This is a genomic window from Salinirubellus salinus (assembly GCF_025231485.1).
GTDB classification, from domain to species: domain Archaea; phylum Halobacteriota; class Halobacteria; order Halobacteriales; family Haloarculaceae; genus Salinirubellus; species Salinirubellus salinus.
In genome coordinates, this window is record NZ_CP104003.1 from 2,942,795 (window position 1) to 2,968,706 (window position 25,912).

Consider the following 25,912-nt stretch of genomic DNA (forward strand, 5'->3'; position numbering starts at 1 on the left):
TCCCCGCCCTCCGGGCCTTCGGCCCACTCCCCCGCCCTCCACCCGCCCTCCACTCCCCCCTTCGCGTGGCACGCGCCCCCCCGAGCGACGGCCGCGGGTCGGCCACGCGCACAAGGGGTGGGATTCAAACCCGGTCCCGACGAACGCGAGCGTAGAGCACAGTATGTCGGCTTCCGAACTGGCGGCGCAGGTCCGTGCGGCACTCTCCGTCGACCGCGAGGAGTTCGACGCCCGCGTCGCGGACGAGGTGGAGGAACTGAAGGCGGAGCTCCACGCGGGCACGTTCGACAACCCGCAGGCCATCGTCGGGCTGGAGTACGAGTTCTACGCCGCGAACGCGGAGACCGACGCGCTCGAGCGGGTGCCCCGCCGGCTGCTCGAGTTCATCGGCTTCGAGAAGGAGCTCGGGCTGCACAACGCCGAGATGCAGACCACGCCGCAGCCGCTCTCCACGTACGGGCTGCGCGCGACGCAGGCCGAGGTGCAGGCGAAACTCGACGCCGCGCTCGGCGAGGTACACACCGAGGGGATGACGCTCGTCAGCGACGGGATGTGGACGGTCCCGCCCGTCGGCGAGACGGCCACCTCGTACCTCACCTCCAGCGTCGAGGAGGACGGCGTGCGCCTCGCGACGAACATGTCCGACTCGGTGCGCTACCACGCGATGGCGAACACGGAGTTCGGCGCGGACATGGCGCTCTCGGCGCCGCACGTCTCGCTCGACGCGGAGACGGTGATGCCCGAGAGCCTCATCACCTCCATCCAGCCCCACTACCAGGTGCCCAGCGCCGAGGACCTGCCCACCCACTTCCGGTACGCGCTCCGCGTCGCTGGCCCACTCGTCGCCCTCGCGGTGAACTCCCCGTTCTTCCCGCCGGACCTCTACGAGGCCGACCCCGAGGAGATCCTCGCCGACTGTCCGATGGAGAACCGCATCGGCGTGTTCGAGTCCGTCCTCAACCCCGTGGACGACCCGAAGGTGTGCTTCCCCGAGGACCTCGCGAGCCTCGACGAGGCCGTCGACCGCATCGCCGCCGACCGGACCGTCGTCCCGATGCTGCAGGAGCGCGGCGAGCAGTTCCACGACCGGTTCGCGCACTTCAGACACACCCACGGCACCTACTGGCGCTGGGTCCGCCCGGTGTTCGACGGCCCCACGAGACAGGCCGCGAACGCCCGCATCGAGTTCCGGCCGCTCCCCGGGCAACCCACTGTCCGCGATTCGGTTGCCTTCCTCGCCTTCCTCGCGGGGCTGATGGAGTCGCTCCCCCGCCGCGAACACCCGGCCTACGACCTCGAGTGGGAGACCGCGGAGGCGAACTTCTACGCCGCCGCCGCCGACGGGCTACAGGCCGAGATGGAGTGGCTCACGCGCGACGGCGAGCGGACCACCGACGCCGCGACCATCTACGAGGAACTGTTCGAGCACGCACGCGACGGCCTCGAGTTGCGTGGCCTCGACGAGCGCGAGTGTGACTACTACCTCGACCCGCTCGAGAAGCGCGTCGAGGCCGACCGGACTCCCGCCCGCTGGAAGTACGAGCGGGTCGCCGACAGCGTCGAGCGTGGGGTGCCGTTCACCGAGGCGGTCTGGGAGATGCAGTCGGCGTACATCGACCGCCAAGCCGAGACGCTCGTCGAGGGCTGTTTCACCGACTGGGTGTAGGAGGCGGCGTCGCTCGGCGCGCCACCCGTCGCACCACTCACCGCGCCGCTCGTCCGAGGTTCGGCGGGGGGCCTACTGTCGACCCCTGTCGCCCTCGCCCGGATTCAGAAGGAGAGGAGGTCTGCCTCGCTGTTCTCGCCGACGGTCGGGGCGTCGCGGTCCGAGTAACCCTTGCGACCGATGGCACCCTCGCCGACGGCCGAGAGCGCGGCGAGCCGAGCCCCCTCGCTGTCCTGGTAGGTCTCCTCGCCCAGCCGGCCCAGCACCTCGCCGAGCGACTCGGTGTCGTCGGTGTCGAACTCCATCTCACCGTACGCCTCGATGAGCTCCGTCGTCGTCGCCGGGTACGAGTGTGCGTCGAGCTTCTCGCCCACGTCGGCCATGAACTGCATACGTCCACACACTCGGCAATCCTTCATGAACGTTATGGGCAATTGTCCTCCGAGGCTCTAGAGCGTTCTAGTGTGGCTAGTTGACACGGTCTCCACGGCCACCCGACGGCCGACGCGCCGACGCCCTCCAGACGACCCCTCGGCGACACCCCGACGACGCCTGTCGGAAACGGTTTGGCTCGCCCCTGCCGAGTGACCGTATGGTTGTCGCGGACCTCCACGTCCACACGACGAACTCCGACGGGTCGATGGAACTCGACGAGGTGCCGACGGCGGCAGCGCGCGCCGGCGTCGACGTCGTCGCCATCACGGACCACGACCGACTCAATCCGGCCCTGCACACGCCGGTGACGCACGTCGACGGGATCACCCTCCTCCACGGCATCGAACTCCGGGTCGACGCCGGCCCGTTCCGGGTGGACCTGCTCGGCTACGGCGCCCAGCCGACCGGCTCGCTGGCCGAGGCGGTCGAGCGCCTCCAGCGGAACCGCATCGAGCGCGCCCGCGAGATCACCGGGTGCGTGGAGGCCCGTCTCGACGTGTCCCTCGACGTCGAGTTCACCGAGGGAGTCGGCCGGCCCCACATCGCCCGTGCCATCGACGCGAGCGACGCCGACCTCGACTACGGCGGCGCCTTCGAGGAGCTCATCGGGAACGACGGCCCCTGTTACGTCCCCCGCGAGGTGCCCGACTTCGAGACGGGCGTCGAACTCCTCGCCGGCTCGTGCGGCCTCGTCGGACTGGCCCACCCGTTCCGGTACGACGACCCCGAGGCCGCGCTCGAGTTGTGTGCGGACCTCGACGCCGTCGAGCGGTTCTACCCCTACGGCCGGGAGGTGGACGAGGCGCTCCTCGACCGCTACGTCGAGCGGTACGACCTCGTGCGGACGGGCGGGTCGGACGCCCACGACGACGTCCTCGGCCTCGCGGGGCTGGACGCCGACGACTACCGTCGCTTCCGGAACGCCGTCGACCTCTCGGCGTAGGCGTTCGGAGGCAGACCGTCGGCGTTCGGGTTCAGGCCGTAGACGTTCGGGTCCGTACAGAATCGCCGCGACCCACAGGGTTCACAACGACCCCCCTCGTAGGGCAGGTATGCAGTGTCACTACTGCGACCGGGAAGCCGCCGTCGCAGTCGAGAAGGACCACATCAAGGTCGGTCTCTGCGAGGACCACTTCCGCGAGCGCATCGAGGAACTCCGCGAGTCCGGGTGGCTCGACGAACTCCAGGACGAACTCGACGTGGACCGATAGGTCCGTCCCGCCCTCCGCGCTCGACGTGCTCACTCCCGGAGCGACGCCGTCACCTCCCCGTCGTCCCCCGCCCCCTACGCAGCCCCTCCGTTTCCGGTGGACACGCCGTGCTAACGCGGGTCGTGAGTCTCGCCGACAGGGTTCACCGTCTCCCGCCTCAGACCGTGACGCCCCGCTCGGCCAGCAACGCCTCGAACTCGGTCTGGTCGAGGACCGGCACCCCCTCGGCTTCGGCGTCGTCGACCTTCGACCCGGCGCCCGGGCCGGCGACGAGGTAGTCGGTGTTGCCCGAGACGCTGCTCGTGGCGTTCGCGCCGTGTCGCTCGACCAGTTCCTGCGCCTCGGTCCGGGTCAGCCCCTCCAGCGACCCGGTGAACACGAACGTCAGCCCCGCGAGTTCGTCGCCGGCGACGGTCTCGGCCTCCTGCGGTTCCACCCCGCGCTCGCGCAGGGCCGCCACCACCTCGCGGTTCCGCTCGCTCCGGAAGAACTCGTGTATCTCCTCGGCGACCACCTCGCCTACATCCTCGACCTCCCGCAGACGGTCGGTGTCGGCGTCCATCAGCGCGTCGAGCGTCCCGAACGAGCGAGCGAGGGTGCGAGCCGTCGTGGGGCCGACCTCCGGCACCCCGAGCGCCGTCAGGAAGTCAGCGAGTTCGGGCTCCGTCGCAGCCTCCAGCTCGCCCACGAGGTTCTCGGCGCTCGTCTCGCCCCAGCCCGCCAGTTCGGCCAGCTCCTCGACGGTCAGGTCGTACAGCGACGGGATGCCGTCGACGAGGCCGGCGTCGATGAGCTGCTGGACGTTCTTCTCGCCCAGCCCCTCGATGTCGAGGCCCGAGCGCGAGGCGTAGTGCTCGACCGCACGCTGTAACTGGGCGGGACAGGCCACCCCGCCGGTACAGAACGCGAGCGGCCCGTCCCGCTCGACGGCCGACTCACAGGCCGGACAGTGGTCGGGGAACTCGAAGTGCCCCTCGCGGTCGCCCTTCTCGACGACCGCCTCGACGTACGGGATGACGTCGCCCGCCCGCTCCACCTTCACGCGGTCCCCGATGTTCACGTCGAGTTGTGCTATCTGCTCGGGATTGTGGAGGCTCGCCCGCGAGACCGTCACGCCGCCGACCTCGACCGGGTCCAGCAGCGCGACGGGCGTGAGCCGGCCGGTCCGGCCCACCTGCACCGCGATCTCGCGGACGGTGGTCTCCTCGCTCCGTGGCGGGAACTTGTACGCGAACGCCCAGCGTGGCGCCCGCGACGTGCTCCCGAGCGCCTCGCAGGCGGCGTAGTCGTCGACCTTCACGACCACGCCGTCGATCTCGTAGTTCAGGTCGTCCCGCTCCTCGACGAGGCGGTCGCGGTACTCGATGGCCGCCTCGATGTCGTCGACGCGCTCGACCCGGTCGTTGACCTGCAGCCCCCACTCGGGCAGGGTCTCGTGGCGCTCCCAGTGCGTCTCGACCGGGTCCGGGTCGGCCGCGAGGACGTCGAAGAAGAAGCAGTCGAGCGGTCGCTCGGAGACCACGCTCGGGTCGAGCTGTCGCACCGTCCCCGCGGTGGCGTTCCGGGGGTTGGCGAACGGCTCCTCGCCGCGCTCGACGAGTTCGCGGTTGTACGCCTGGAACGCGTCCCGCGGCATGAACAGCTCCCCGCGGAGCGCGAGGAACCCCGGCGGGTCGTCGTCCAGTCGCCGCGGGATCGAGCGCACGGTCCGGACGTTCCGTGTGATGTCGTCCCCCTCGCGCCCGTCTCCGCGGGTCGCGGCCCGCTCGTAGACGCCGTCCTCGTAGACGACCTCGACGCTGACGCCGTCGAACTTCGGCTCGCAGACGTAACGCAGCTCACCGTCCCAGTCGCTCGCCTCGAGGTTCCGACGGACCCGCTCGTCGAACTCCCGGACGGCCTCGGCGTCGCCCGAGGAGTCGACCGACCGCATCGGCGCGACGTGCTCGACCGTCTCGAGTTCGTCCAGCGGTTCGCCGCTCACCCGCTGGGTCGGCGAGTCGTCCGTGACGAGGTCGAACGCTCCCTCGAGGTCCTGCAGGCGCGAGAACAGCGCGTCGTAGGTCCGGTCGTCGACGACCGGGTCGGCCTCCTCGTAGTAGCGGCGGTCGTGGTAGCGGACGGCCTCGCGCAACTGCTCGACCTGTCGCTCGGCCGTCTCGCGGTCGAGCGCCTCGACCGGCTCGAACTCGGTCGGCGGGCTCCAGACGTAGGGGTTGTCGACGCCGGGTTCGGCCGCCGACTCGGGCTCCTCGGCGTCCGACGAATCGCTCATACCGGAGGGGGGAGCGCGGCCGACGAAAAGGCTCCGACCGGCACCGGCCGGGGCTCACGGCCGCGGGCGGAGGACGCGCCACACCACGCCAGGCCGCAGGAGCGAGGCGGGTTCTCGCTCCATCATGATGACCCGGAAGAGTGCGTCACTGAGCGCCCCGTCGGTGTGTGCCCGCCGGGTCAGCCGGGAGAGGTACCGGGCGAGGAGGTCGGCACCCCGTGGTTTCGGGCCGGTCGTCTGGGGGAACTGGAAGTCGGCGCCGACGGCCATCGTCCACGCGACGTCGGTCACTGGCGAGACCCGGTCGAAGAACCGCTCACCGAGCGACGCTCGCCCCCCGTCTGCCAGCGCGTGGTGGAGGACGAGCGCCCCGAGCGTGGCCACCGAGATCCCCTGTCCGTATATCGGGTTGTAGCTGGCGACGGCGTCGCCGACGACGACCAGTCCCTCGGGCACCCGGTCGAGCGACTCGTAGCGGTGTCGCCGGTTCGAGGGGAACGGGTACCGGACGACCTCGTCGTCGCGTCTGGGATGGTCGGCGAGCAGTCGCTCCACGTCGGGGAACGGGAGGCCCGCGGCGAACGCTTCGAACTCGTCCGGGTCGGACGGTGGACTCGTCCCGTGGACCCCGTGCAACACCACCTGCCAGCGACCCCCCTCGACGGGCGCCGCCCCTGCCCCTCGGGTGTTCGGTGGGGACGCCGGTCCCCAGATGGCGTCTCGCTCGTCGGGTGGTCGCTCCACGACGATGGTGCTGTACTCGAGGCCGACGTGGACCTCGTCGACGGGTGGACGCTCGTAGCCGTGCTCGGCCAGCCACGCCGGCGTCCGACTCGCTCGCCCGGTCGCGTCCACCACGAGGTCGGCCGACACCGTCTCCCGGTCACCCGTCTCGTTCCTGACGACGGCGCCGGTAACCCGGCCTGCCGACTCGTCGAAGCGATAGCCGGTCGAGTGGCACTCTCCCCGGAGTTCGACCCCGTCGAGGCTGGCCACGCACTCGCGGAGGACGTGCTCGAACAGTGGTCTGCTGGCCGAGTACATCGGCATCCGCCTCGGTCCGTCGGCGAGGAAGCCCCCCTCGTCGTAGAGCCGGAAGTCGCTCGCGGCGTCGATGACGAGTCCACCGGCAGCGACGAGGCTCTCACCGTAGCTCGGGAACAGGTCCTCGATCGTCGACCGCCCGGCCTCCAGCAGGGCGTGTGGTTGCGCGGCCTGCGGGACCCCGTCACGTGGGACGGGGGCGTCGGGCAACGGGTCACGCTCGAGGACGGTGACCGTCCCGTACTCGTCGGCGAGGACGCGTGCGGTACAGAGCCCGGCGACGCTCCCGCCGAGGACGACCGCGTGGCCGTCACCACGCGAGAGTCGGTCGCCGTCGTAGCGCGGGACGGTCGAGAGCGTCATCAGACGCCCTCGCGCTCCCTGAGCCCCTGCCGGCGAACCTTCCCGGTCGTCGTCCGCGGCAGTGCCTCGACGAACTCGAGTTCACGCGGGTACTCGTACTTCGCCAGTCGGTGCTTGACGTGGTCCTGTAGCTCCTCGCGCAGCACCTCGTCGGGCGTGTGGCCCTCGCTCGGGACGACGAACGCCTTGGCGACCTCGCCCCGCTCGGCGTGAGGGACGCCGATGACGCCCGCCACTGCGACGGCCGGGTGTCCCGTCAGGGTCTCCTCGACCTCGTCCGGTCCGACGCGGTAGCCCGAGGTGACGATGACGTCGTCCTTGCGGCTGTGGAACTCGAACGAGCCGTCGGAGTGGCGGCGTCCGAGGTCGCTCGTCCGGTGCCAGCCGTCGTCGCGCACGGCTGCCGTCTTCTCGGGCTCGTTCCAGTACTCGAGGAACGCCATCGGGTTCTCCTCGTACCGGACGGCCAGTTCGCCGACCTCGCCGTCGTCGACCCGTTCGGGCCGCTCGGGGTCGACGACGGCGACCTCGGAGCCGGGGAGTGCCCTCCCCATCCGTCCGGGCTGGTGGCCGATGCCGAGCGCCTCGCAGTCACCGACGAACACGCCCAGCTCCGTCTGGCCGTAGGCCTCGTGGACCGCCACGTCACCTGCGACCGCCTCGAGCCACTCGACCACGTCCTGGTCCAGCGCCTCGCCACCCTGGACGGCCACCGAGAGCGACGAGAGGTCCCACCGGTCGACGTCGTCGACGCCCATCAGCATCCGGTAGACTGTGGTCGGCCCCGCGACGCTCCCCACGTCGAACCGCTCGACGACGTCGAGGGTCCGCTCGGGGTCGAAATCCGGATTCGCGTCGGCCACGATGGCCCCGCCGTGGTAGAGACTCGACAGCAGGCCGACGTACATCGTCGCGACCCACGACCACTCCACCGGCGAGTACATCGGCTGGTCGGTCGACGGCTCCATGTTCCACCCCACCGTCAGGTAGACGACGAGCGCCCCCAGCAGGAACCGGTGGGCGTGGAGCGTCCCTTTCGGCGGGCCGGTGGTTCCGCTCGTGTAGAGCAGGGCTGCCGGGTCGTCGGCGCCTACTGCTCGCGACTCGAACCGTCGGGACTCGCCCGCGATGGCGTAGTGAAAGCCCGTCTCGTCGCCCCGCGAGCGCCCGTCGACCGTGAGGACCGTCTCCAGGTCGGGTGCCGCCCCGTCGTCCCGGACCTCGCGGAGCGCCTCGAGGGCCGCTCGGTCGGCGACGAACGCGCGGGTCCCGCTGTCGCGCAACCGGTAGCCCAGCCCCTCCGGGCCGAACAGCAGGCTCAGCGGGACCGTCACCGCTCCCAGTTTCCAGGCCGCGAGGTGCGCGGCGACGAACTCGGCCTTCTGGGCGCCGCTGACCGCGACACGATCGCCCGGACCGATCCCTTCGCCCGCGAGGTAGTTGGCCAGCCGATTCGACAGCGTCTGCAGGTCGCCGTAGGTGTAGGTCCGCGTCGATTCGCCGTCCGCCGCCAGTGCCACGATGGCGCCCCGGTCCGGGTCGGCCTCGGCCCACCGGTCACAGCAGTAGGTCGCCGCGTCGAACCGCTCCGGTACCTCCCACTCGAACGCCTCGTACAGCTCCTCGTACCCCTCCCACTCCCGCTCGTGGAAGCGGTAGGTCTCGATGCGTGGGTCGACGTCGGCCCTCGGCCTCGGCTGTTCGGTCGCCATCAGCGGTCACCCGGTCGGGTCCTCGACGAGGCCGAGTTGTTCGAACAGGCCGAGGTCGTCCTGTCGGTAGCGCTTCTCCGTGATCTTCCCGTCCGCGATCCGGAACAGCGCGACACCCTCCACCGCTATCGACTCGCCGGTCGGCTCGACGCCGAACATCGGGCCCTCGTGGGTGCCGGCGAGGGTCCACCGGGCGGCCACCCGGTCGCCCGAGACGAACGTCTCGTGGAGCTCCCCTCGGACGTCCGGGAACGCGCCCAGCAGTTCGCCCGCGTACTCCGCGTAGGCGTCCAGTCCCTCCACCGGGCCGTCGACACCCAGCAGTCCGTGGGCCACCACGTCATCGGTCATCGTCTCGCGAAGCACCGCGGGGTCCTTCTCGTTGTACCCCTCCTCGACGTATCGTCGTACCACGGCCGCGTGGTCGCGTTGCGTCGCGTCGTGTCCCGTAGTCTGGTCTGACATGCTCTCTCCACACGGTCGCCCGGGCTCCGGCCGACCGCGCGTCACGGAGGTGGGCCGCCAGCCCCATCCCATTACTCGGTGGGGACGGTCCCACGGTGTGAGCGTACACCCACGGTGCGAACATTGATACCACGTGACACGCGTGTTTCGGACATGTGCGCCGAGCGTCACCCCTTGTGCGAACCGGCACTCGAGGACGTGGCGTACCTCTCGCGGTCGGCCAACCGGGTCCGGCTGCTGCGGGCGCTCACCGACGGCCCGGTGTCCCGTCGCCGTCTCATGGAGTCGACGGGCGTCTCGCGGACCACCCTCGGTCGCATCCTCAACGAACTCACCGACCGGGGCTGGGTCGAGCGGGAGACGGACGGTCGGTACGTCGCGACGACGACGGGCGAGCACGTCGTCCGGGCGTTCCTGCCGACGGTGGAGGCGCTGGAGACGGTCCGGTCGCTGGGTGAGGCCGTCCAGTGGCTCCCGCCGTCGGTCGACGCCGTCGGGCTGGCAGCGTTCCGCGACGCGACGGTCCACCGTCCGGTGGCCAACGAGCCGCTGTCGTTCGCCCGCGAACTCGTCGACCGCATCGAATCGGCGACGCGGTTCCGAACGCTCACGTATCTCGCCCCACCGATGCACAGTTTCGCCGTGGTGATGCACGAGCGCATCCGGGACGGCGGGCTGGAGAGCGAGTTCGTCTTCGCCGGCGGCCTGGTCGAGCACCTCGCCGGGGACCCCGAACGCCGCCGTCGGTGGCACGAGTCCGTCGCGTTCGGGACCGTCGTCTACCGCTACGACGGCCACATCCCGTGCAACCTGTTCCTGTTCGACCGGACGGTCCTGATCCCGAACACGGACCCCGACAAGGGGCCGACGGGCGGGTTCCTCGAGTCCGACGACGACGACGTGTACGGCTGGGCGACCGACCTCATCGAACGGTACCGGGACGCGGCCGAACGGGTCCCGGCCGAGACGTTCGCGTGACCCGGACTGCTGCGCTCACCCCTCCCCGCTCCCGAACGCCGCCCGCCCCTCGTCCGGTTCGAGACCGAGCAACGCCGGCAACAGCGCCACCGCCAGCAGCATCTCCGCCCCGCCGACGACGAGGAAGGCGGCGACGTAGCCGAACTCCTCGGCGAGCACGCCGCCGGCGACGATGCCGAGCAGGAAGCCGAGCGAGCCCACGATGTTGAACCCGCCGACGGCGGTCCCCCGGTCGTCGACGCCGGCGAGGTCACCGACGAGCGCCAGCGTCGCCGGCGCACAGAGCGCCCCGCCGGCCCCCACGAGGACCATCACGACGGCGGCGACGGTGGCGTTCGGTGAGAGCCCGACGCCCACGACCGCGAGGCCGAAGAACAGCGACCCAGCGGCGATGGGCAGCGTCCGACCCACCCGGTCCGAGAGGACGCCGAACGGGTACTGGAGGAGCGCGAACGGGGCGAAGAACGCCCCCAGCAGCAGGCCGGTCTGTCCGGGGTCGAGGCCGAACTCGGTCTGGAAGAAGAACGTGCCGACGAGCGCGAAGAACCCCGCCGTGGTCCGGTCGACGAGGCCGAACGCGTAGGGGACGAGCAGGCCGGGCCGTCGCCGGACGCTGGCGAACGTCTCGAGGACGGAGGGGCGAGCGCCACTCGGGGCACGGTCGGGCACCCGCAACACGAGGAGGGCGGCGACGGCGAACAGCAGGGCGGTCACGAGCAGCGGGGCACGCACGTCCACGTCGTAGAGCCGCCCGCCGACCGGCGCGCCCATCGCCGTCCCGAGGCCGATGGCGATGCCGGCGGCGCCGGTGTTGCGCCCGCGCCCGCCGGGGAGGTCGAGCAACATGGTGACGGCGAGCGAGAACGCCCCGCCCGTGGCCGCGCCCTGCAGGAACCGGACCGCGAGGACGGCGAGGAACGGCGGGTCGACGGGAAGGAGGGCGACGAGGACGAGGTAGGCGACGGCGCCCCCGAGCGCCCCGGCGGCGATGAACGGAGTCCGTCGGCCGGTCGAGTCCGAGAGCGCCCCCCAGACGGCGGCGAAGAGCACGACGCCGGCGAACTCCGCCGCGAGGAAGGGGGTGCCCGCGCCGATGTCGCTCGGCTGGCCGAGCGCCGCCACCAGCTGCGGGACGCCGGGGTAGAGCAGCACCTGCGCGAACAGGACGACGAACACCACCCCGGCGAGCAGCGCCCGTTCCCGGCGGACGGTCATCACCCGAGCTAGGACACCCCCGCACAAGAGCGCACCCCTCCGTACACGACTACTTCCACCGCGACTCCCGCCGACTTATACGGGCCGGCGCCTCACACGTCGGTATGGCCAACTCGAACGCGAAGGGTGACCGCCGCGAGCGCGAACTCGTCAACGCCCTCGACGAGCGCGGCTTCGCGGTGATGCGCGCGCCCGCCTCCGGCAGTGCCACCGAACGCGAGTTGCCGGACGTGCTGGCGGGTGACGGCGAGGTCTTCTACGCCATCGAGGCCAAGTCGTCGTCGGGCCGCCCCATCTACCTCGACGGCGAGGAGGTCGAGGCGCTCGTCTACTTCGCCCGCAACTTCGGCGCCAAGCCGCGGGTCGCGGTGCGGTTCGACCGCGAGGACTGGTACTTCTTCCACCCCGCCGACCTCCACGTCACCGACGGCGGGAACTACCGCGTGAAGAAGGAGACGGCACTCGCCGACGGCGTCGACATGGAGGAGCTCACCGGCGGGTCGAAGAAGGTGACGCTGGACGAACTCGCCGCTGCACGTGAGGCGGAGTCGCGCGACACGACCGAGATACTCCACGCGGTGGCGTCGGGCGATCTGACCGTCGACGAGGCGGCCCTGATGCTGGAGTGACCCGGTCCGTCCCCGCCCGCGCCCTCCTCGCGCTCGGCGTGGGCCTCGTCCTCCTGTCCGCTCCGCTCGCGGCCGGCGGACTCGGACCGCAGACGGTCTACACGTACGAACCTCGGCCGGTCGACCGCTCGAACGGCGAGACCGTCGAGACCCTCTACGACCTCCCGGGCGTCGCCTACGGCACCGGTGCCCCGCTCCGCCTGACCCGCGAGGCGGCCGCGAACGGCACCGTCGAACGCGACGCCGAGGCCGTCGCCCCCGCGGTGCGGAACCTCACGCGCTACCGCTTCGTCGCCGACGACTTCGCGGACCGGTACTACAGTGTCGACGCTCGAACCGATGAGGGCCGGTTCGTCCTGGACGCGGCCCGCGCCGACACCGCGGCCGTCGTCGACGCGTTCGCGGTGGCGCCCGACGAGGCACCTCGCCCGGTCCGCCGGGCGCTTGAGGACGCCTCCGTCACCTCCCCGCGACGGGTGAACACGACGCTGGTCGGAGGGAGCGGGGACCCCACGATCGTCGTCCGGACCGGGAGCGAACGGGCGAGCGACCCGCTCGCGGTGCCGAAGGTGGCCTCGCTCGCGCTCGGTGTCGCGCTCCTGCTCGGCGGCCTCCTCGGACTTCGAGGTGAGCGCGCGTGAGTGGGGACGACTCGGACCTGCCGGTCACGCCGGAGGCCCTCGAGGAGGCCGAGGGCGACTCGCTGCTCTCGGCCCGTACGAAGCGTGTCCTCGCCGTCGCGGTCCTCGTCCTCGGACTGGCGCTGGCCGCCCCACCCGCCTTCGGCGACGGCCCGGACGCCGACACCGTCTACACCTACGAGGCGGTCCCCGTCGACCCGGACGGTCGCTCCGTCGGCGTGCTCGTCGACCTGCCCGAGGCGACCTACGTCTACGGCGACGTGGCCGAGGCGGTCGTCAGCGCGGAGAACGAGACGTACGAGCGGACCACGGCCGAGGCCGGCACGCGCCGGCTCGTGGACACGCTCGAACCGGTCCGGTTCGTCCGCGAGAGCGGGCAGGGACGGTTCTACCGGGTGGACCTGACTGTCGACGGCCGGACCATCCGGCTCGACAGCGACCGCGTCGACGGGGAGACGCTCGTCTCGGCGCTCGCGGTGTCGCCGAGCGAGGCGCCCGACCGGGTCCGGTCGCTCTACGAGTCGGCCAGCGCGGGCGGCGACACGCAGTTGGCGACCAAGCGGCCCGTGACGCCGACGCTGCTGGACACGCCCGAGGGGTACGTCGCCGTCGTCACCGTCGGGCAGGAGACCCGCCCGGACCCGCGGGCGACGGAGAAGGTACTGATGCTGGCGCTCGGGCTGGTGCTGACGTTCGCGGGTGCGGTGGCCTACACGCGCGTCTGAGCCGAGTGGGCGTACTCAGCGGGCGTCCACGAGGCGCTCCCCGCGTGCTTCGAGCCGCGAGAGGGGGAACTGGTACCGTCGGAGGTCCGAGAGCGGGTGGCCCACCCCCTTCGAGAACGGGTAGACCGCCTCCACCACGGGGTCGTCGCGGGGGTACCCCGCGTTGTTGTGGTAGTCCGCCACCGTCGTCCCGGCGGCCTCGATTGTCGTCTCGTCCGCCCGGTCCCCGGTGACGCGGACGACGGCGAGCAGGTCGCCCGTCTCGCGGTCCGTGACGAGCGCGCCCGGTTCGGGTCGACAGGCGTCACAGAGGGCCGGGCCGACCTCCGGCAGGTAGCGCGTCTCGCCACAGACCCGGCAGGTGCCGGCGAGGCGCCCCGGCGGCGGGAGCTCGTGCCGGTTCACCTCGATGGCGACCCGGCGGAGGTGCTTGCACCGTTCGCCGCGGATACGGTGGTCGGGGCAGCTACAGCGACCGGCGGGCAGGTCGACGACGTGGCCCGTCCCGGAAGCGCTCTCGACGGCGTACTCGCCGCCGCCGAGGGGCGTCACGGCCATCGGTTCGGTCCACGCCCGGATCGTCCGCTCGTCGGCCCCGCGTAGGTCGGGGGCGAGCGCCCGCTTCGCCGTCGCGTCGTGCGGTCTCCCGTGTCGTGCGTCACTCGCTGTCGGACCCCCATCGCTTCCGGTGGAGGTGGTCGGGTCGGGTGACGCGGCTGTGTTCTCGAGGTGCGTCATGGTCGGTTCGGGAACCGGATGGTTCCACGTGAAACGTAGGTTTCGAGCGGGTATAGGCTTCCCGGCCGGTCCCACGCCGCCGGAATCGGGGGGCCGCTCGGTGTCCCCCGCGGCCACGATTTAAGCCGGCAGTCTGACTACCCCCGCGTATGGCTCACGGCGCGCCCGAGCACTGTCCGGCCTGCGGGACGGCCCTCGAGGCGGTCGACCCACCCACGGTCAAGCGCTGTTCCACCTGTGAGGAGTACGTGTTCCACAACCCCGTCCCGAACTGCCGGGTGGTCGTGGTGGACGACGACGCCGCGCTCCTCGTCGAGATACTCGACGCCTACCGGGTCGAGGACCCGCCCTACACCGACGCGAGCGAGTGGATGGTCCCCGGCGGACAACCGAAGGTGGGCGAACAGCCCGCCGAGACGGCCGCCCGCGAACTCGCAGAGGAGACGAACCTGACCGTCGACCCGACCGACCTCGTCCTGTTCGACGCCGTCTCCCGGCAGGTCGTCGCGGGGACCCACGCCCTCGTCTGTTGCTTCGCCGTCGAACGCTCGAAGACCGATGGACCCCTCCGGGCCGACTCGGACGCCGGCGACGCCCGGTTCTTCACGCCCGCCGAGCTGGCTGCGAGCGACCGACGGTTCCGCGAGCTGGCCGTGGAACCCGACCGCTGTCGCTCGTTCGAGTGGTGGACAGAAGCGGCGAGAAGTGCGGTACCGGGGGCGGACTGACCTCCCGGCGCTACGTCCGCGGCGAGTCCAGTTCCACGTCCAGTCCGTCGAGAACCTCTTTCGCCTCCTCCCGTTTCTCCTGGTGGTCCGCGAGGAACTCGCGCATCAGTTCGGCGGCCTCCTCCTTGCAGCCGCCACAGAGCCGCTCGCCGCCGACGCACTCCTCGTAGACCCGCTTGGTGTACTCGTCGTCGTCCTGCGCGAGCAGGTAGGCGTACAGTTCGTACACCGGACACTCGTCGGCCTCGCCGCCGAGTTCGCGCTGGAGTTCGGCCGTCTCGCGCCCGCCCGTCGTCGCGGACTTCACCTTGTCGTAGCCGTCCTCGGGGTCGTCGAGCAGCGAGATGTGGCTCGCGGGCACCGAGGAGGACATCTTCCCGCCCGTCAGGCCGGTCATGAAGCGGTGGTAGATTGACGACGGGGGGTAGAAGCCGTAGCCGCCGTTGTCGACCTCCACCTCGCGGGCGAGGTCCTCCGCCGCCTCGGCGGAGAGGTCGAACGAGTCGACGTGGCCCTCGAAGACGCGTTTCTCGCCGTCGATGGCCTCGACGAGCGCCTCGAACGCCTCGTCGGTCGCGTTCCGGTCGAGGAATCGGACCCGCGGGCGGACCGGCTCCTTCCCGGCGTTCTCCAGTTTCTCGACGGTGGTGGCGACGGGCGTCCCCTCCGGTTCGGCGTGCTCCGAGAGCCACGCGGCGGCGTCCTCACACCGCACGTCGGCGTCGGCCCCGCCGAGCGCCTGATACGCCTCGGCGACGAGTTCGCGCTCGGCCGGGTCGGCCTCGAAACTCGCGTACGCCTCGGTCACCTTGAAGAAGCGCATCCGCGCCGCGAGGTCGCGCGCCAGCCGCATGTGCGGGTCCTGGTCCGGCCCGACCGGGATGACCGTCGGCCGCGGCTCCTCCAGCTGGGGGTAGAGGATGTCCGCCATCTGGGTGACGACCGACTGCATGTACGAGACGTTCGTCTCGCCGTCGAAGTCGTAGATGGCCTGCAACTCCGAGAAGTTCGCCTTCGTCCCGAGTTCGAATCCGAGGTCCTGCACGTCGCGGTTGGTGGACTGGCGGTACACCTCGCCGTCCTCGGGGTCGAACCCGAGCGCGAGCAGCGAGAGGAGGTAGCTCTCGGTGTGCTCGTCGATCTCGTCCCACGAGAGGCCACGGGCGGCGTGGGCCTCGAGGTCGGCGATGAGGCCGTAGGCGTCCGCGCCGTGCTGCTGGTGCCAGATGATCTCGTCGAACACCATCTTGTGGCCGATGTGCGGGTCGCCGGTCGGCATGAACCCGGAGAGGACGGCGGCGTCCTCGCCCTCCCGCATCGCCTCGGCGACGGGCCGGTAGTCACGGTGGCCGAAGATGACGCCGCGACGCATCAGGTAGTGCGGGTCCGCGACCTCGCTCAACACCTCGTCGAACTCCTCGATGCCGAACTGCTCGAACAGTTTCCGGTAGTCCTCGACGGTGGAGGAGCCCCACGGGTCGAGCGCGACGTCGTCGGCTCCGGCTGCTCCTCCATCCGCGCGTACCTCCGTGACGCCCGGCGAAGGGTCGCTCCTCGACTCCGAGGTGGGTTCCTCGCTCATTCGTCCGGAGGTTCCGCCGGTTCGCGGTTAAACCGTTCGGGTGCGTGTGGGTCGCTCCGCACGGTCACGCCGGCAAGACACTTACCGCCCCGCCCGATCAGTCTCGTATGATTCGCCAGCGGGACGCCCGCGACGATGTCGGACTCGCCGCCGCCGGCGCCGTCCTCGCCGGACTGGCGCTCACCTACACGGGGAGCGAGGTGGTCATCTTCCTCGCGTGGGCGGGCCTCCTGCTCACGGCTCTCGGCGGCGTCGCTCTCGGGTACGACGTGGTCGCCAAATTCCGTCCGTCGTCCGGGCGTCTCGCCCGCGCCGAGGGAGCCGTGGTGTTCGGTCTCGGCGGCTACGTCGCTGCAACCGCCGTCTTCGCCGCTGCCACCCCCGCGGACTTCCCGATGCACGCGTCGGTGTACCGGCCCGGCGTCGTCCTGAACGTCGTCCTCGTCGCCATCTCCGAGTCGGTGCTCCTCCTCGCCCGAAGCATCGATGCTCGCTGGCCGGGGAAAGATACAAATACGAGCCGTCCGAAATAGTAAGTAAGGAGTAAATTCTCTATAGACGACAAGATTTTTCTACTAGCGGTAGCTACGCCCGAATCCGGCCGGAGAGGCGCCCTGTGGCCGGACGACCGAGGACGACCCGTGCGACGAACAGCGACGGCTACACCGACATGACAGGAGACGAATCTATGGCGACGGACAGAATCGACCCCGAACGACTGTACGCCGACGGCGCGGTGACGACGGCCGAGGCGACGTTCGACCACGACGACCCGGACCACTGCGAGGCGGGGACGGAGGGCCGGGCCATCGTCGGGGTGACCACACCGGAGGGGCGGGTGCTGCTGGTCGCCAATCCGGACATCGAGCACGCACTGTTGCCGAACGCGGTGGTCGACCCGGACGAGGACTGGGCCGAGGCCGCCCGCGAGCACCTCCGGGCGTCGGCCGGTATCGACGTGGCACTGGACGGCGTGCGACTGGTGCGTCGCGTCGACCACACCGTCGACGGCGAGGTGGTCGAGACGACCCACCACGTCGTGTTCGCGGCCAGCGCACCGAGCGACGAGGTCCCCGACGGACTCTGTGCCGACAACGACTGTGAACTCGGGTGGTTCGACACCCACCCGTACCCCGACGACGAAGTCGGGGACGGGCACTCGAGGCGGGACACAGCGCGGTTCCTCGGGGGGGAGGCGTGACCGGCTACGACGCCACCATCGACTGGGACGACTACTGGGCCGACGCCGACGAGGCGGCCACCGAACGGGCCAGTCCGGGGAGCCACCACGCCGACGACGTGCTCTCGGCCTTCGTCGCCGAGACGGGTGCCGAGTCGGTCGCGGACGTCGGCTGTGGCGCCGGCGCGGCGACGGTCCCCGTCGCGGGGGCGCACCCGGCCGTCGACGTGGTCGGCTACGACGCGGCCGCGCCCGTGGTCGAGCGGAACGAGTCCCGCACCGACCTGCCGAACCTCGGGTTCGAGGTCGGGCGACTCCCCGACTTCGACCCGGGCCGCCAGTTCGACGTGGTGTTCTGCTACTTCACGCTCCCGTACGTCCGCGACGTGGACCGGGCGCTCGCGGCGCTCTTCGACGCCGTCGCGCCCGGTGGGTCGCTGGTGTGTAACTACACCACCCCCGCGGCCCGCGAGTTCCTGCAGGTCGCGGCCGACGACCCGCACGCGCACGCCGAACGGCCGCTCGTGTTCGACCCCGACTCGTACACCGAGCGGTGGGCGGCGGTCCTCGACGGCGACAGCGTGTGCTCGGCCGAGCGAATCGAGTCGGTCCTCGGCGTCGCCCCCGAGTCGGCCTTCGAGACCGTCGAGCGCCCCGACATCGAGTGGGCGTGGCACCACTTCCCGCTGGTGCGGGTCCCGAAGCCGCGCTAGGGGGTGAGTCGCTTCACGGCGACCCACTCGACCTCGTCACCGGCGACGGCGTACACCATCGTCTTGCGGACGCCGTGGGCGAGGCGCACGTCGAGCGCGAGGTCGCGCGGTGCGAACACGTGGTCGACGGGGAGCACCCGCACGAGCAGTTCGGAGTGGCCGAGGTCGTCGACGCTCTCGACGTCGGCGTAGGTCCGGAAGTCCGCGCCGAACTTGAAGCCGGTCTTGGGGACCACACCGCGTTCACGGAGCGCCCGATAGACCCGCAGGCGGCGGTCGAACCGCTCGCCCTCGACCTCGTGGCCCTTCTCGAGGACGGCCGAGCGGTCGAGCGCGAGCACGTCGCCGGCGAGGTGGGCGGCCTCCACGAGCGAGAGCTGGAGGTCGCCGCCGTCGTTGCGGTCCAGCGGCTGGCCGTAGAACGCCCGCTCGTACAGTTCGTCGGGGGCGTCCGGGACGGCGACGCGGTCGCCCAGCAAGGTCGCCGGGACACCGGTCGGGAGAGCGGCCGTACTGGTGCCGGTCACCTCCTCGTGGTCGGTCCCGAGGTACGTGATCTCGCTCTCCTCGTCGACGACGGCCAGCGTGGCGTCCCCGAGCGCCGAGACGGGCACGTCGTCGCGTTCGCCGACCACGCGGACCCGGTACTCGACCGCGTCGCCCCACGGCCCCTCCCCGCGGGGGAAGACGGCGAAGTCGATGCCGGCGGGCGGGTCGTCGAACCACCGCTCGGCCGGGGCGAGGTAGAACCCGCGGTCACGCAGGTCCTTGTAGACGAGGAACCGGACGGCGAGGCCGGGTTCGCTGGCGAGGTACGCCTGCAGGTCCTGGCCGTCTACCCCCTCGATGTCCTCGCGCCAGAGCAGGTGTGCGGCCTCGACGGGCGCGAGCTCGAGCGCCGCCCCGTCCGGGACGCCGTAGCCACGCGAGTCGTAGAACCGCTCGCGGGCGTTCCCCTCGAGGCGGACCGTCTCGCCGCTCGTCCGGCCGTGCATACCGCGGTGTCGCGGTTCGGCCGACATAGCCGCTACGGTACCGCGACGGGTGTGTGAGACTCCGTCTCAGGCCGGCACCTCCGCCTCACACCGGCCGTCCAGACACCGCTCGCCGCGCCCCGTCTCGAAGGTGGGGAGGCCACACGCACAGGTCCCGACGGCCAGTCCGGTCGGGAACGAGTAGGTCGTGTCGCACTCGGGGTAGGCGTCACAGCCGACGAGGATGCCGCCCTTCTCGACGACGCGGAGGTCGCCGCCACACCCCGGGCAGTCCCACGCCCGGTCGAACGCCTCGCGGACCGCGTCGGCGAGCGACTCACAGGTCCGGTCGAGGCAGACCTCGAACTCGCGGCCGCGGTTCACCCGACACCGTGGCAGTCCACACGCGCAGGTCGAGTCGTCCACGGACGCGCCCGCCGGCAGCCCGTGGCGCCGGTCGCAGTCGGTGCAGTGGACCGCGCCGCGGGCTCGGACGAGGACGCCGTCACACTCGCCACCCGCGTCGCAGTCGTCGGTGCCGTCGCCCGGACTCTCGACGCCCGGACAGGTCCCCACCGGGACACCGACGGGCGAGACGGGCACCTCGCGGTCGACCGCCGCGTCGTGGACGGTCACCCGGACGTACTGCTTTCCGTCCGTGGCGGTGAGGACGGTGGGGTCCTCGGCGACGTGGAGGGCGTCGGGGCGGGTGAGCCACGCCGCGGGCTGGTAGCCATCTTCGTCGTGGACGAGGACGGTGCGATCGGGCTTCACGACGACGACACTCCGGCCGCGCTGGCGGGTCTCGTCGCTCGCGTCGACGAACGTGGTCGTACAGTCACCCGCGAGGACGCGGGTGTGGGATGGGTCGCTCACGCGACGGGGTGGTCCCGGCATCGGACTTGAACGTTCGTGCGCGCCGACTCGCAATTCCTGCCCCTTTTTCACCTCCGCGGCTCAGCCCCACCTATGGTAGTCGGAGACATCTCCACCGGGACCGACGTCCTCGTCGTCGGTGCCGGGCCGGGCGGCTACACCGCCGCCATCCGAGCCTCACAACTGGGGCTCGACACCACGCTCGTCGAGAAGGACGCCTACGGTGGGACCTGTCTGAACGTCGGCTGTATCCCCTCGAAGGCACTCATCACCGCCGCGGACCTCGCGTACACCGCGGGTCACGCCGAGGAGATGGGTATCCACGCCGACCCCGCCGTCGACATGATGGGCCTCCAGTCGTGGAAGGGCGACGTGGTCGACCAGCTCACGGGTGGCGTCGAGAAACTCTGCAAGGCCAACGGCGTCAACCTCGTGGAGGGCACCGCCGAGTTCGACGGCCCGAACAAGGTCCGCGTCGCCCACGGTGGCGAGGGCCAGGGCAGCGAGTCCATCGAGTTCGAGCGGTGTATCGTCAGCACCGGGTCACGCCCGATGCAGATCCCGAACTTCGAGTTCGACGAGGAGACCATCCTCTCCTCGACGGGCGCGCTCGCGCTCGAGTCGCTCCCCGACTCGCTGCTCGTCGTCGGCGCGGGCTACATCGGGATGGAACTCTCCACCGTCTTCGCCAAACTCGGGACGGACGTGACCGTCGTGGAGATGCTGGACGACGTGCTGCCGGGCTACGAGGCGGACGTGGCCCGTGCGGTCCGCAAGCGCGCCGAGGACATCGGCATCGAGTTCCACTTCAGCGAGGGCGCCAGCGACTGGGAGCCAGTCGGTGACATCGCCCGCGTCACCACCGAGACCGAGGACGGCGAGACCAGCGAGTACGACGCCGAGAAGGTGCTCGTCGCCGTCGGCCGCTCGCCCGTCTCCGACACGCTCGACCTCGAAGCCGCGGGCGTCGAGACGGACGAGAAGGGGTTCGTCCCGACCGACGACCGCGCCCGCACGAACGTCGAGCACATCTTCGCCGTCGGCGACGTCGCCGGCGAACCGATGCTCGCGCACAAGGCCATGAAGGAGGGCGAGGTCGCCGCCGAGGTCTGTGCCGGTGAGCCCTCGGCCCTCGACTATCAGGCCATCCCCGCCGCCGTGTTCACGGACCCCGAGGTCGCCACGGTCGGGATGACCCAGGCCGAGGCCGAGGACGCCGGCTTCGACCCGCTGGTCGGGAAGTTCCCGATGCGCGCGTCGGGCCGTGCCCTGACGCTCGCCGAGCACGAGGGGTTCGTCCGCGTCGTCGCCGACGCCGACTCGGAGTTCGTCCTCGGCGCCCAGATCGTCGGGCCGGAGGCCTCCGAACTCGTCGCGGAGTTCACCCTCGCCATCGAGATGGGCGCGCAACTGGCGGACGTGGTCTCGACCATCCACACCCACCCGACGCTCGGGGAGGCGGTGATGGAGTCGGCCGCGAACGCTCGGGGCGAGGCGATTCACACGCTGAACCGATAGACCGAGCCGATTCCCCGTCTTCTCTCGTCTCGGCCGCTGTGCACGTGTTCTGTGGTTTCACGCGAGATGGCGGGCTCTGCCGAGCCGAGCGTGAGTGCTAGCGCGGTACATCTGAACCGCCCCCGCACCGCAGGGTCCCCAACCCTCCCCGCGCGCTCGCGGACGGGCGCTCGGCCCGCTCGCTTCGCTCGCAGCCTCGCGCGAAGGGCGAGCGCGCGCTTCCACTCGATCCGACCAGTCGAGCGACGAACAGCGGTGGGTCCTCTCACATCCACGGACCCCCGTGAATCCGTGACGGCCGTCGGTTCGTCCAACCGAACCACGTGGCCTGCGCGAGCCACGAGCGAAGCGAGTGTGCTCGAGCAACGGGGGAGGGCAGGGCTGGCCGTGCCGACCCGCAGGGTCGGTCGGCCCGACTGCTGTGCGGTGCGGGCTAGGTTGTACCGCGACTCGCGCGTCTGCTCGCGACCACGGAGGACGAGAACGACGCTCCCTGAAAGATAGACGGGTCGTCCTCGGAACCCTACTCCAAGAGGAGCAGTTCCGGATTCCCGAGGTACTCCATCAGCGTGTTCGCGAACTGCGCCGCGTCGGCCCCGTCGATGACGCGGTGGTCGATGGAGAGCGAGATGGGGATGGTCCACCGCGCCACGACCTCGCCGTCCTCGACGACGGGCCGCTGTTTCAGCTCGCCCAGCCCGAGGATGGCCGTCTCGGGGTAGTTGATGATGGGCGTGGCGTACTCGCCGCCGATAGCGCCGAAGTTGGTGATGGAGAAGGTGCCGCCCTGCATCTCCGAGCGGGAGATGGAGCGGTCACGCGCCTTGCTCGCCAGCTCGTTCACGTCGCTGGCGATGGTGAGCATGTCCTTCTGCCCGGCGTCCTTCACGACCGGGACCATCAGGCCCGCGTCGGTCGCGACGGCGATGCCGATGTTGTGGTAGTGCTTGACGAGGATCTCCTCGTCGTCCTCGTTCAGCTGGGAGTTGAGGACGGGGTACTCCTTCAGCGCCGCGACGATGGCCTTCACGACGAACGGCATGTAGGTCAACTTGATACCGCGTTCCTCGGCCTTCGGCTTGAGGCGGGCGCGCACGTCGACGAGGTCGTCGACCACGACGGTGTCGTGGTGGGTGACGTGCGGTGCCGTGTACTTCGAGTTCTCCATCGCCTTCCCGATGGTCCGGCGGATGCCGCGGTACGGGACCCGTTCGACCTCGCCCTCGGGGGTGGTCTCGGTGTCGGCGGCCGGGGCGCTCGCCGCCTCCTGCTGGACTGCCTGCGCGTCGGCCGCCTGTGCGGCCTGCTGGGCCGCGGCGTACTGCTGGACGTGCTCGGGCGTGACGAACGCCTGCCCGTCGCGCTCCGCGTCGGTGGGGACGTCGTTCAGGTCGACGCCCTCCTCCTCGGCCAGTCTGCGGGTCGCGGGCGCGGCGAGGGTCTGTTCGCGGCCGGCGGGTTCCGGGCCGCCGGCGGGAGCGGTCGTCGCGGGCTCGGCCGACCCGTCGCCCTTCGAGTCGAGCTTCGACTCCGGCGCGTCGCTCACGCGCTTGACGGCCGACTTCGGGGCCTCGGCTGCCTCGGCCGCCCCCTCGTCACCACCGCTCTCGGCGGCGGCCCGGACGTCGGCCTCGCTCACGCGCCCGCCGGGCCCGGATCCGGCGACGGTGGTGATGTCCACGTCGAGTTCGCGGGCGAGTCGGCGGGCGGACGGGGCGGCGAACACGCGGCCGCCTCTGGCGCTCGGTTCCGCCTCCGCGGTGGCGCCGTTGCCCGCTTCGGCACCCGCGTCGGCCTCGTCGCCGATGGGTTCGACGGCGGACTCGGCGTCGCTCTCGTCGGCCGACTCCTCGACGGGCTCGCTCTCCTCGCCCTCCACGTCGAACGTGATGATGACGTCCCCGACGGGGACCATCTCGCCCGCTTCGGCCAGGATTTCGCGGACCGTCCCGTTCACCGGCGACGGGACCTCCACGACCGCCTTGTCCGTCTCCACCTCGGCGACCGGCTGGTCCTCGGACACCGTATCGCCCACCTCGACCAGCCAGTCGACGATCTCGGCCTCCGTCAGCCCTTCGCCCACGTCCGGGAGTTTGAACTCTCGCACCATGCTCAGAACTCGTAGGTCTCCCGGATACCGTCGGCGATGCGGGCCGCCTCGGGCAGGTAGTAGTCCTCCAGCGCGTACAGCGGGAACGGGGTGTCGAACCCGGTCACGCGCTTGACGGGGGCCTCCTGGTACAGCAGGGCCTCCTCCTGTATCGTCGCGGTGATCTCGCCCGCGAGGCCGCCCGTCTTGGGCGCCTCGTGGACCACGACGGCCCGGCCGGTCTTCTTGAACGACTCGAGGATGGCCTCGTCGTCGAGCGGCGAGAGCGTGCGCAGGTCGACCACGTCACACTCGATGCCCTCGTTCTCGGCCAGTTGCTCGGCCGCCTCCATCGTCGGCCGGGTCATCGCGCCCCACGTGAACACGCTCACGTCGTCGCCCTCGCGGCGGGTCGCGGCCTCGCCGATGGGGACGGTGTACGTCTCGTCGGGCACCTCCTCGCGGAAGGCGCGGTAGATGAGCTTCGGCTCGAGGAAGATGACCGGGTCGGGGTCCCGGATCGCGGAGGCGAGCAGACCCTTCGTGTCGTACGGGGTGGAGGGGATGACCACCTTCAGGCCGGGTTCGTGCGCGAAGAACGCCTCCTTGGACTCGGAGTGGTGCTCGGGCGCGCGGATGCCGCCGCCGTAGGGGGCACGCACGACGAGCGGGCAGGAGAACCGGCCCCGCGAGCGGGTACGGAGGCGAGCGGCGTGTGAGATGATCTGGTCGAACGCGGGGTAGATGAACCCCATGAACTGCATCTCGGCGACCGGCTTCAGGCCGTAGGCGGCCATCCCGACGCTGGTGCCGACGATGCCGGACTCGGCGAGCGGGGTGTCGATGACGCGCTTCTCGCCGAACTCGTCGTAGAGGCCCTGCGTGGCCCGGAAGACGCCGCCGTTCTTCCCGACGTCCTCGCCGAGGACGATGACGTCGTCGTCGCGTTCCATCTCGCCGTACAGGCCGTCTCGCACGGCCTGCACGAGGGTGAGGTTCTGGGTCGACTGCTGCTGTTGTTGGCTCATTCGAGGAGTTCCTCGTCTCCGTGACGTTCGCGTAGCTGTTCGAGGTACTGGCGCTGCTGTTGTAACCGCTTGGGCATCCCCTCGTAGACGTGCTCGAAGATGGCCGCGGGTTCGGGCCGCTCCAGACTCTCCGCGGTCTCGATGGCGTCGGCCACCTCCTCCTCGACGGACTGCTGGACCGCGTCGATGCGCTCCTGGTCGAGGACGCCCTGTTCGTAGAGGTACGACTCCAGCCGGGGGATGGGGTCTTTCGCCTTCCAGCGCTCGACTTCGTCGTCGTCGCGGTAGACGGAGGGGTCGTCGGCGGTGGTGTGGGCGCCGAAGCGGTACTGGACCGCCTCGATGAGCGTCGGCCGGAGGTCCTCGGGGTCGTCGGCCTTCGCCTTCTCGACGGCTTCCCGAGCCACCTTGTACACCGCGAGGGGGTCCATCCCGTCGACCTGGACGCCCTCGAAGCCGTAGGCGACGGCCTTCTGCGCGATGGTCTCGCTCGCGGTCTGTCGCTCGCGCGGGACGGAGATGGCCCACTGGTTGTTGTTACAGAAGAAGACGGCGGGCACGTCGAAGACACCGGCGAAGTTCAACCCCTCGTGGAAGTCACCCTCCGAGGTGGCGCCGTCGCCGAAGTAACACATGAACGCCTTCCGGTCGCCCTTGAGTTTCGCCCCCCACGCCAGTCCCGAGGCGTGGAGCACCTGCGTGGCGATGGGCACCGCGACGGGGAAGATGTTGAGGTCGCGCAGTTCGTTCCCGCGCTCGTCACCCATCCAGTACCGCAGCGTCTGGTGGAGTTTCAGCCCGCGGGCGTACGCGGCACCGTGCTCGCGGTAGGAGGGGACCATCCAGTCCTCCTCGTCGAGCGCCATCGCGCTCCCGATCTGTGCGCCCTCCTGACCGGACAGCGGCGGGTAGGTGCCCATCCGTCCCTGCCGCTGCAGGGAGACGGCCCGCTGGTCGAAGTGCCGTGCAAGCTTCATGTTCCGGTACATCTCGACCATCTGGTCGTCGTCGAGGTCCGGTACCGTCGCGCCGTCGACGACGCGGCCGTCCTCGTCGAGGACGCGGACCTGCTCTCGCGGGTCGCGCTGTAGCGTACTCATAGCTCCCTCCGATACATACGCGGGAGT

General features: G+C 70.8%; 25 protein-coding genes. 12 read left to right on the plus strand and 13 right to left on the minus strand.

Annotated features, from left to right (window positions below; translation table 11 throughout):
• The first annotated feature begins 163 nt into the window (after positions 1-163).
• Positions 164-1,666: a glutamate-cysteine ligase family protein gene (locus N0B31_RS15490; protein ID WP_260592530.1), complete on the plus strand. Its 1,503-nt coding sequence runs from the start codon at positions 164-166 to the stop codon at positions 1,664-1,666.
• 104 nt (positions 1,667-1,770) lie between these two features.
• Here the strand turns inward: N0B31_RS15490 and N0B31_RS15495 are convergent, their stop codons facing one another.
• Positions 1,771-2,058: a DUF5789 family protein gene (locus N0B31_RS15495; protein WP_260592531.1), complete on the minus strand. Its 288-nt coding sequence runs from the start codon at positions 2,056-2,058 to the stop codon at positions 1,771-1,773.
• 200 nt (positions 2,059-2,258) lie between these two features.
• Between N0B31_RS15495 and N0B31_RS15500 the strand changes: the two genes are divergently transcribed.
• Together N0B31_RS15500 and N0B31_RS15505 are read left to right on the plus strand one after the other, a co-directional pair.
• A complete protein-coding gene (locus N0B31_RS15500; RefSeq protein WP_260592532.1) occupies positions 2,259-3,044 on the plus strand; it encodes a PHP domain-containing protein in 786 nt (261 codons plus the stop codon).
• Between the two features lie 109 nt (positions 3,045-3,153).
• The gene (locus N0B31_RS15505) at positions 3,154-3,312 is read left to right on the plus strand and encodes a DUF6757 family protein (RefSeq protein WP_260592533.1); all 159 of its coding nucleotides are present in this window, start codon (positions 3,154-3,156) and stop codon (positions 3,310-3,312) included.
• A 157-nt stretch (positions 3,313-3,469) separates the two neighbouring features.
• Here N0B31_RS15505 and ligA read toward each other — a convergent pair whose 3' ends face one another.
• The 4 genes from ligA to N0B31_RS15525 are packed head-to-tail and all read right to left on the minus strand — an operon-like array spanning position 3,470 to position 9,171.
• Positions 3,470-5,587, minus strand: coding sequence for an NAD-dependent DNA ligase LigA (gene ligA / locus N0B31_RS15510; RefSeq protein ID WP_260592534.1), 2,118 nt, complete (start codon positions 5,585-5,587; stop codon positions 3,470-3,472).
• Positions 5,588-5,641: 54 nt separating this feature from the next.
• The gene (locus tag N0B31_RS15515; protein WP_260592535.1) at positions 5,642-6,994 is read right to left on the minus strand and encodes an NAD(P)/FAD-dependent oxidoreductase; all 1,353 of its coding nucleotides are present in this window, start codon (positions 6,992-6,994) and stop codon (positions 5,642-5,644) included.
• A complete protein-coding gene (locus N0B31_RS15520) occupies positions 6,994-8,706 on the minus strand; it encodes an acetate--CoA ligase (protein WP_260592536.1) in 1,713 nt (570 codons plus the stop codon). Before N0B31_RS15520 ends, N0B31_RS15515 begins: the two co-directional genes overlap by 1 nt.
• A 6-nt stretch (positions 8,707-8,712) precedes the next feature.
• Positions 8,713-9,171, minus strand: a complete 459-nt coding sequence (locus tag N0B31_RS15525; RefSeq protein WP_260592537.1) for an ester cyclase — start codon at positions 9,169-9,171, stop codon at positions 8,713-8,715.
• A gap of 153 nt (positions 9,172-9,324) precedes the next feature.
• On the opposite strand from N0B31_RS15525, the gene N0B31_RS15530 reads away from it, so the two are divergent.
• Positions 9,325-10,149 carry a helix-turn-helix transcriptional regulator gene (locus tag N0B31_RS15530; protein WP_260592538.1) on the plus strand — a complete coding sequence of 275 codons (825 nt, stop codon included), beginning with the start codon at positions 9,325-9,327 and terminating at the stop codon, positions 10,147-10,149.
• A 15-nt stretch (positions 10,150-10,164) separates the two neighbouring features.
• On the opposite strand, the gene N0B31_RS15535 is transcribed toward N0B31_RS15530, so the two are convergent.
• Positions 10,165-11,364 carry an MFS transporter gene (locus tag N0B31_RS15535; RefSeq protein ID WP_260592539.1) on the minus strand — a complete coding sequence of 400 codons (1,200 nt, stop codon included), beginning with the start codon at positions 11,362-11,364 and terminating at the stop codon, positions 10,165-10,167.
• A 104-nt stretch (positions 11,365-11,468) separates the two neighbouring features.
• Here N0B31_RS15535 and hjc point away from each other — a divergent pair, with 104 nt between their 5' ends.
• The 3 genes from hjc to N0B31_RS15550 are packed head-to-tail and all read left to right on the plus strand — an operon-like array spanning position 11,469 to position 13,359.
• The gene (gene hjc, locus N0B31_RS15540; RefSeq protein ID WP_260592540.1) at positions 11,469-11,993 is read left to right on the plus strand and encodes a Holliday junction resolvase Hjc; all 525 of its coding nucleotides are present in this window, start codon (positions 11,469-11,471) and stop codon (positions 11,991-11,993) included.
• The gene (locus tag N0B31_RS15545) at positions 11,990-12,634 is read left to right on the plus strand and encodes a DUF8127 domain-containing protein (protein WP_260592541.1); all 645 of its coding nucleotides are present in this window, start codon (positions 11,990-11,992) and stop codon (positions 12,632-12,634) included. The genes hjc and N0B31_RS15545 overlap by 4 nt, the downstream gene beginning before the upstream one ends.
• Positions 12,631-13,359, plus strand: a complete 729-nt coding sequence (locus tag N0B31_RS15550) for a DUF8127 domain-containing protein (protein WP_260592542.1) — start codon at positions 12,631-12,633, stop codon at positions 13,357-13,359. The genes N0B31_RS15545 and N0B31_RS15550 overlap by 4 nt, the downstream gene beginning before the upstream one ends.
• A gap of 15 nt (positions 13,360-13,374) precedes the next feature.
• On the opposite strand, the gene N0B31_RS15555 is transcribed toward N0B31_RS15550, so the two are convergent.
• Positions 13,375-14,097 carry an SWIM zinc finger family protein gene (locus tag N0B31_RS15555; RefSeq protein WP_260592543.1) on the minus strand — a complete coding sequence of 241 codons (723 nt, stop codon included), beginning with the start codon at positions 14,095-14,097 and terminating at the stop codon, positions 13,375-13,377.
• Between the two features lie 149 nt (positions 14,098-14,246).
• Here N0B31_RS15555 and N0B31_RS15560 point away from each other — a divergent pair, with 149 nt between their 5' ends.
• Positions 14,247-14,825 carry an NUDIX domain-containing protein gene (locus N0B31_RS15560; RefSeq protein WP_260592544.1) on the plus strand — a complete coding sequence of 193 codons (579 nt, stop codon included), beginning with the start codon at positions 14,247-14,249 and terminating at the stop codon, positions 14,823-14,825.
• Positions 14,826-14,835: 10 nt separating this feature from the next.
• Here the strand turns inward: N0B31_RS15560 and N0B31_RS15565 are convergent, their stop codons facing one another.
• Positions 14,836-16,407, minus strand: coding sequence for a tryptophan--tRNA ligase (locus N0B31_RS15565; protein ID WP_260592545.1), 1,572 nt, complete (start codon positions 16,405-16,407; stop codon positions 14,836-14,838).
• Between the two features lie 107 nt (positions 16,408-16,514).
• On the opposite strand from N0B31_RS15565, the gene N0B31_RS15570 reads away from it, so the two are divergent.
• From N0B31_RS15570 to N0B31_RS15580, 3 genes are all read left to right on the plus strand, one after another.
• On the plus strand, positions 16,515-16,940 hold the full coding sequence (locus N0B31_RS15570; protein WP_260592546.1) for a hypothetical protein: 426 nt from the start codon (positions 16,515-16,517) through the stop codon (positions 16,938-16,940).
• Positions 16,941-17,095: 155 nt separating this feature from the next.
• Positions 17,096-17,608 (plus strand): NUDIX hydrolase, encoded by a 513-nt coding sequence (locus N0B31_RS15575; RefSeq protein WP_260592547.1) that lies wholly within the window; start codon positions 17,096-17,098, stop codon positions 17,606-17,608.
• Positions 17,605-18,300 (plus strand): class I SAM-dependent methyltransferase, encoded by a 696-nt coding sequence (locus tag N0B31_RS15580; RefSeq protein WP_260592548.1) that lies wholly within the window; start codon positions 17,605-17,607, stop codon positions 18,298-18,300. Before N0B31_RS15575 ends, N0B31_RS15580 begins: the two co-directional genes overlap by 4 nt.
• Here N0B31_RS15580 and endA read toward each other — a convergent pair.
• A complete protein-coding gene (gene endA, locus N0B31_RS15585) occupies positions 18,297-19,295 on the minus strand; it encodes a tRNA-intron lyase (RefSeq protein ID WP_260592549.1) in 999 nt (332 codons plus the stop codon). The genes N0B31_RS15580 and endA overlap by 4 nt on opposite strands.
• A 66-nt stretch (positions 19,296-19,361) precedes the next feature.
• The gene (locus N0B31_RS15590; RefSeq protein WP_260592550.1) at positions 19,362-20,150 is read right to left on the minus strand and encodes a topoisomerase DNA-binding C4 zinc finger domain-containing protein; all 789 of its coding nucleotides are present in this window, start codon (positions 20,148-20,150) and stop codon (positions 19,362-19,364) included.
• Between the two features lie 93 nt (positions 20,151-20,243).
• Here N0B31_RS15590 and lpdA point away from each other — a divergent pair, with 93 nt between their 5' ends.
• A complete protein-coding gene (gene lpdA, locus N0B31_RS15595; protein WP_260592551.1) occupies positions 20,244-21,668 on the plus strand; it encodes a dihydrolipoyl dehydrogenase in 1,425 nt (474 codons plus the stop codon).
• A gap of 523 nt (positions 21,669-22,191) precedes the next feature.
• Here lpdA and N0B31_RS15600 read toward each other — a convergent pair.
• Genes N0B31_RS15600 through pdhA form a run of 3 tightly spaced genes read right to left on the minus strand, consistent with a single transcriptional unit; the run spans position 22,192 to position 25,885 of the window.
• The gene (locus N0B31_RS15600) at positions 22,192-23,778 is read right to left on the minus strand and encodes a dihydrolipoamide acetyltransferase family protein (RefSeq protein ID WP_260592552.1); all 1,587 of its coding nucleotides are present in this window, start codon (positions 23,776-23,778) and stop codon (positions 22,192-22,194) included.
• A gap of 2 nt (positions 23,779-23,780) precedes the next feature.
• Positions 23,781-24,785 (minus strand): alpha-ketoacid dehydrogenase subunit beta, encoded by a 1,005-nt coding sequence (locus tag N0B31_RS15605; protein WP_303655778.1) that lies wholly within the window; start codon positions 24,783-24,785, stop codon positions 23,781-23,783.
• On the minus strand, positions 24,782-25,885 hold the full coding sequence (pdhA, locus tag N0B31_RS15610) for a pyruvate dehydrogenase (acetyl-transferring) E1 component subunit alpha (protein WP_260592553.1): 1,104 nt from the start codon (positions 25,883-25,885) through the stop codon (positions 24,782-24,784). Before pdhA ends, N0B31_RS15605 begins: the two co-directional genes overlap by 4 nt.
• Positions 25,886-25,912: the final 27 nt, after the last annotated feature.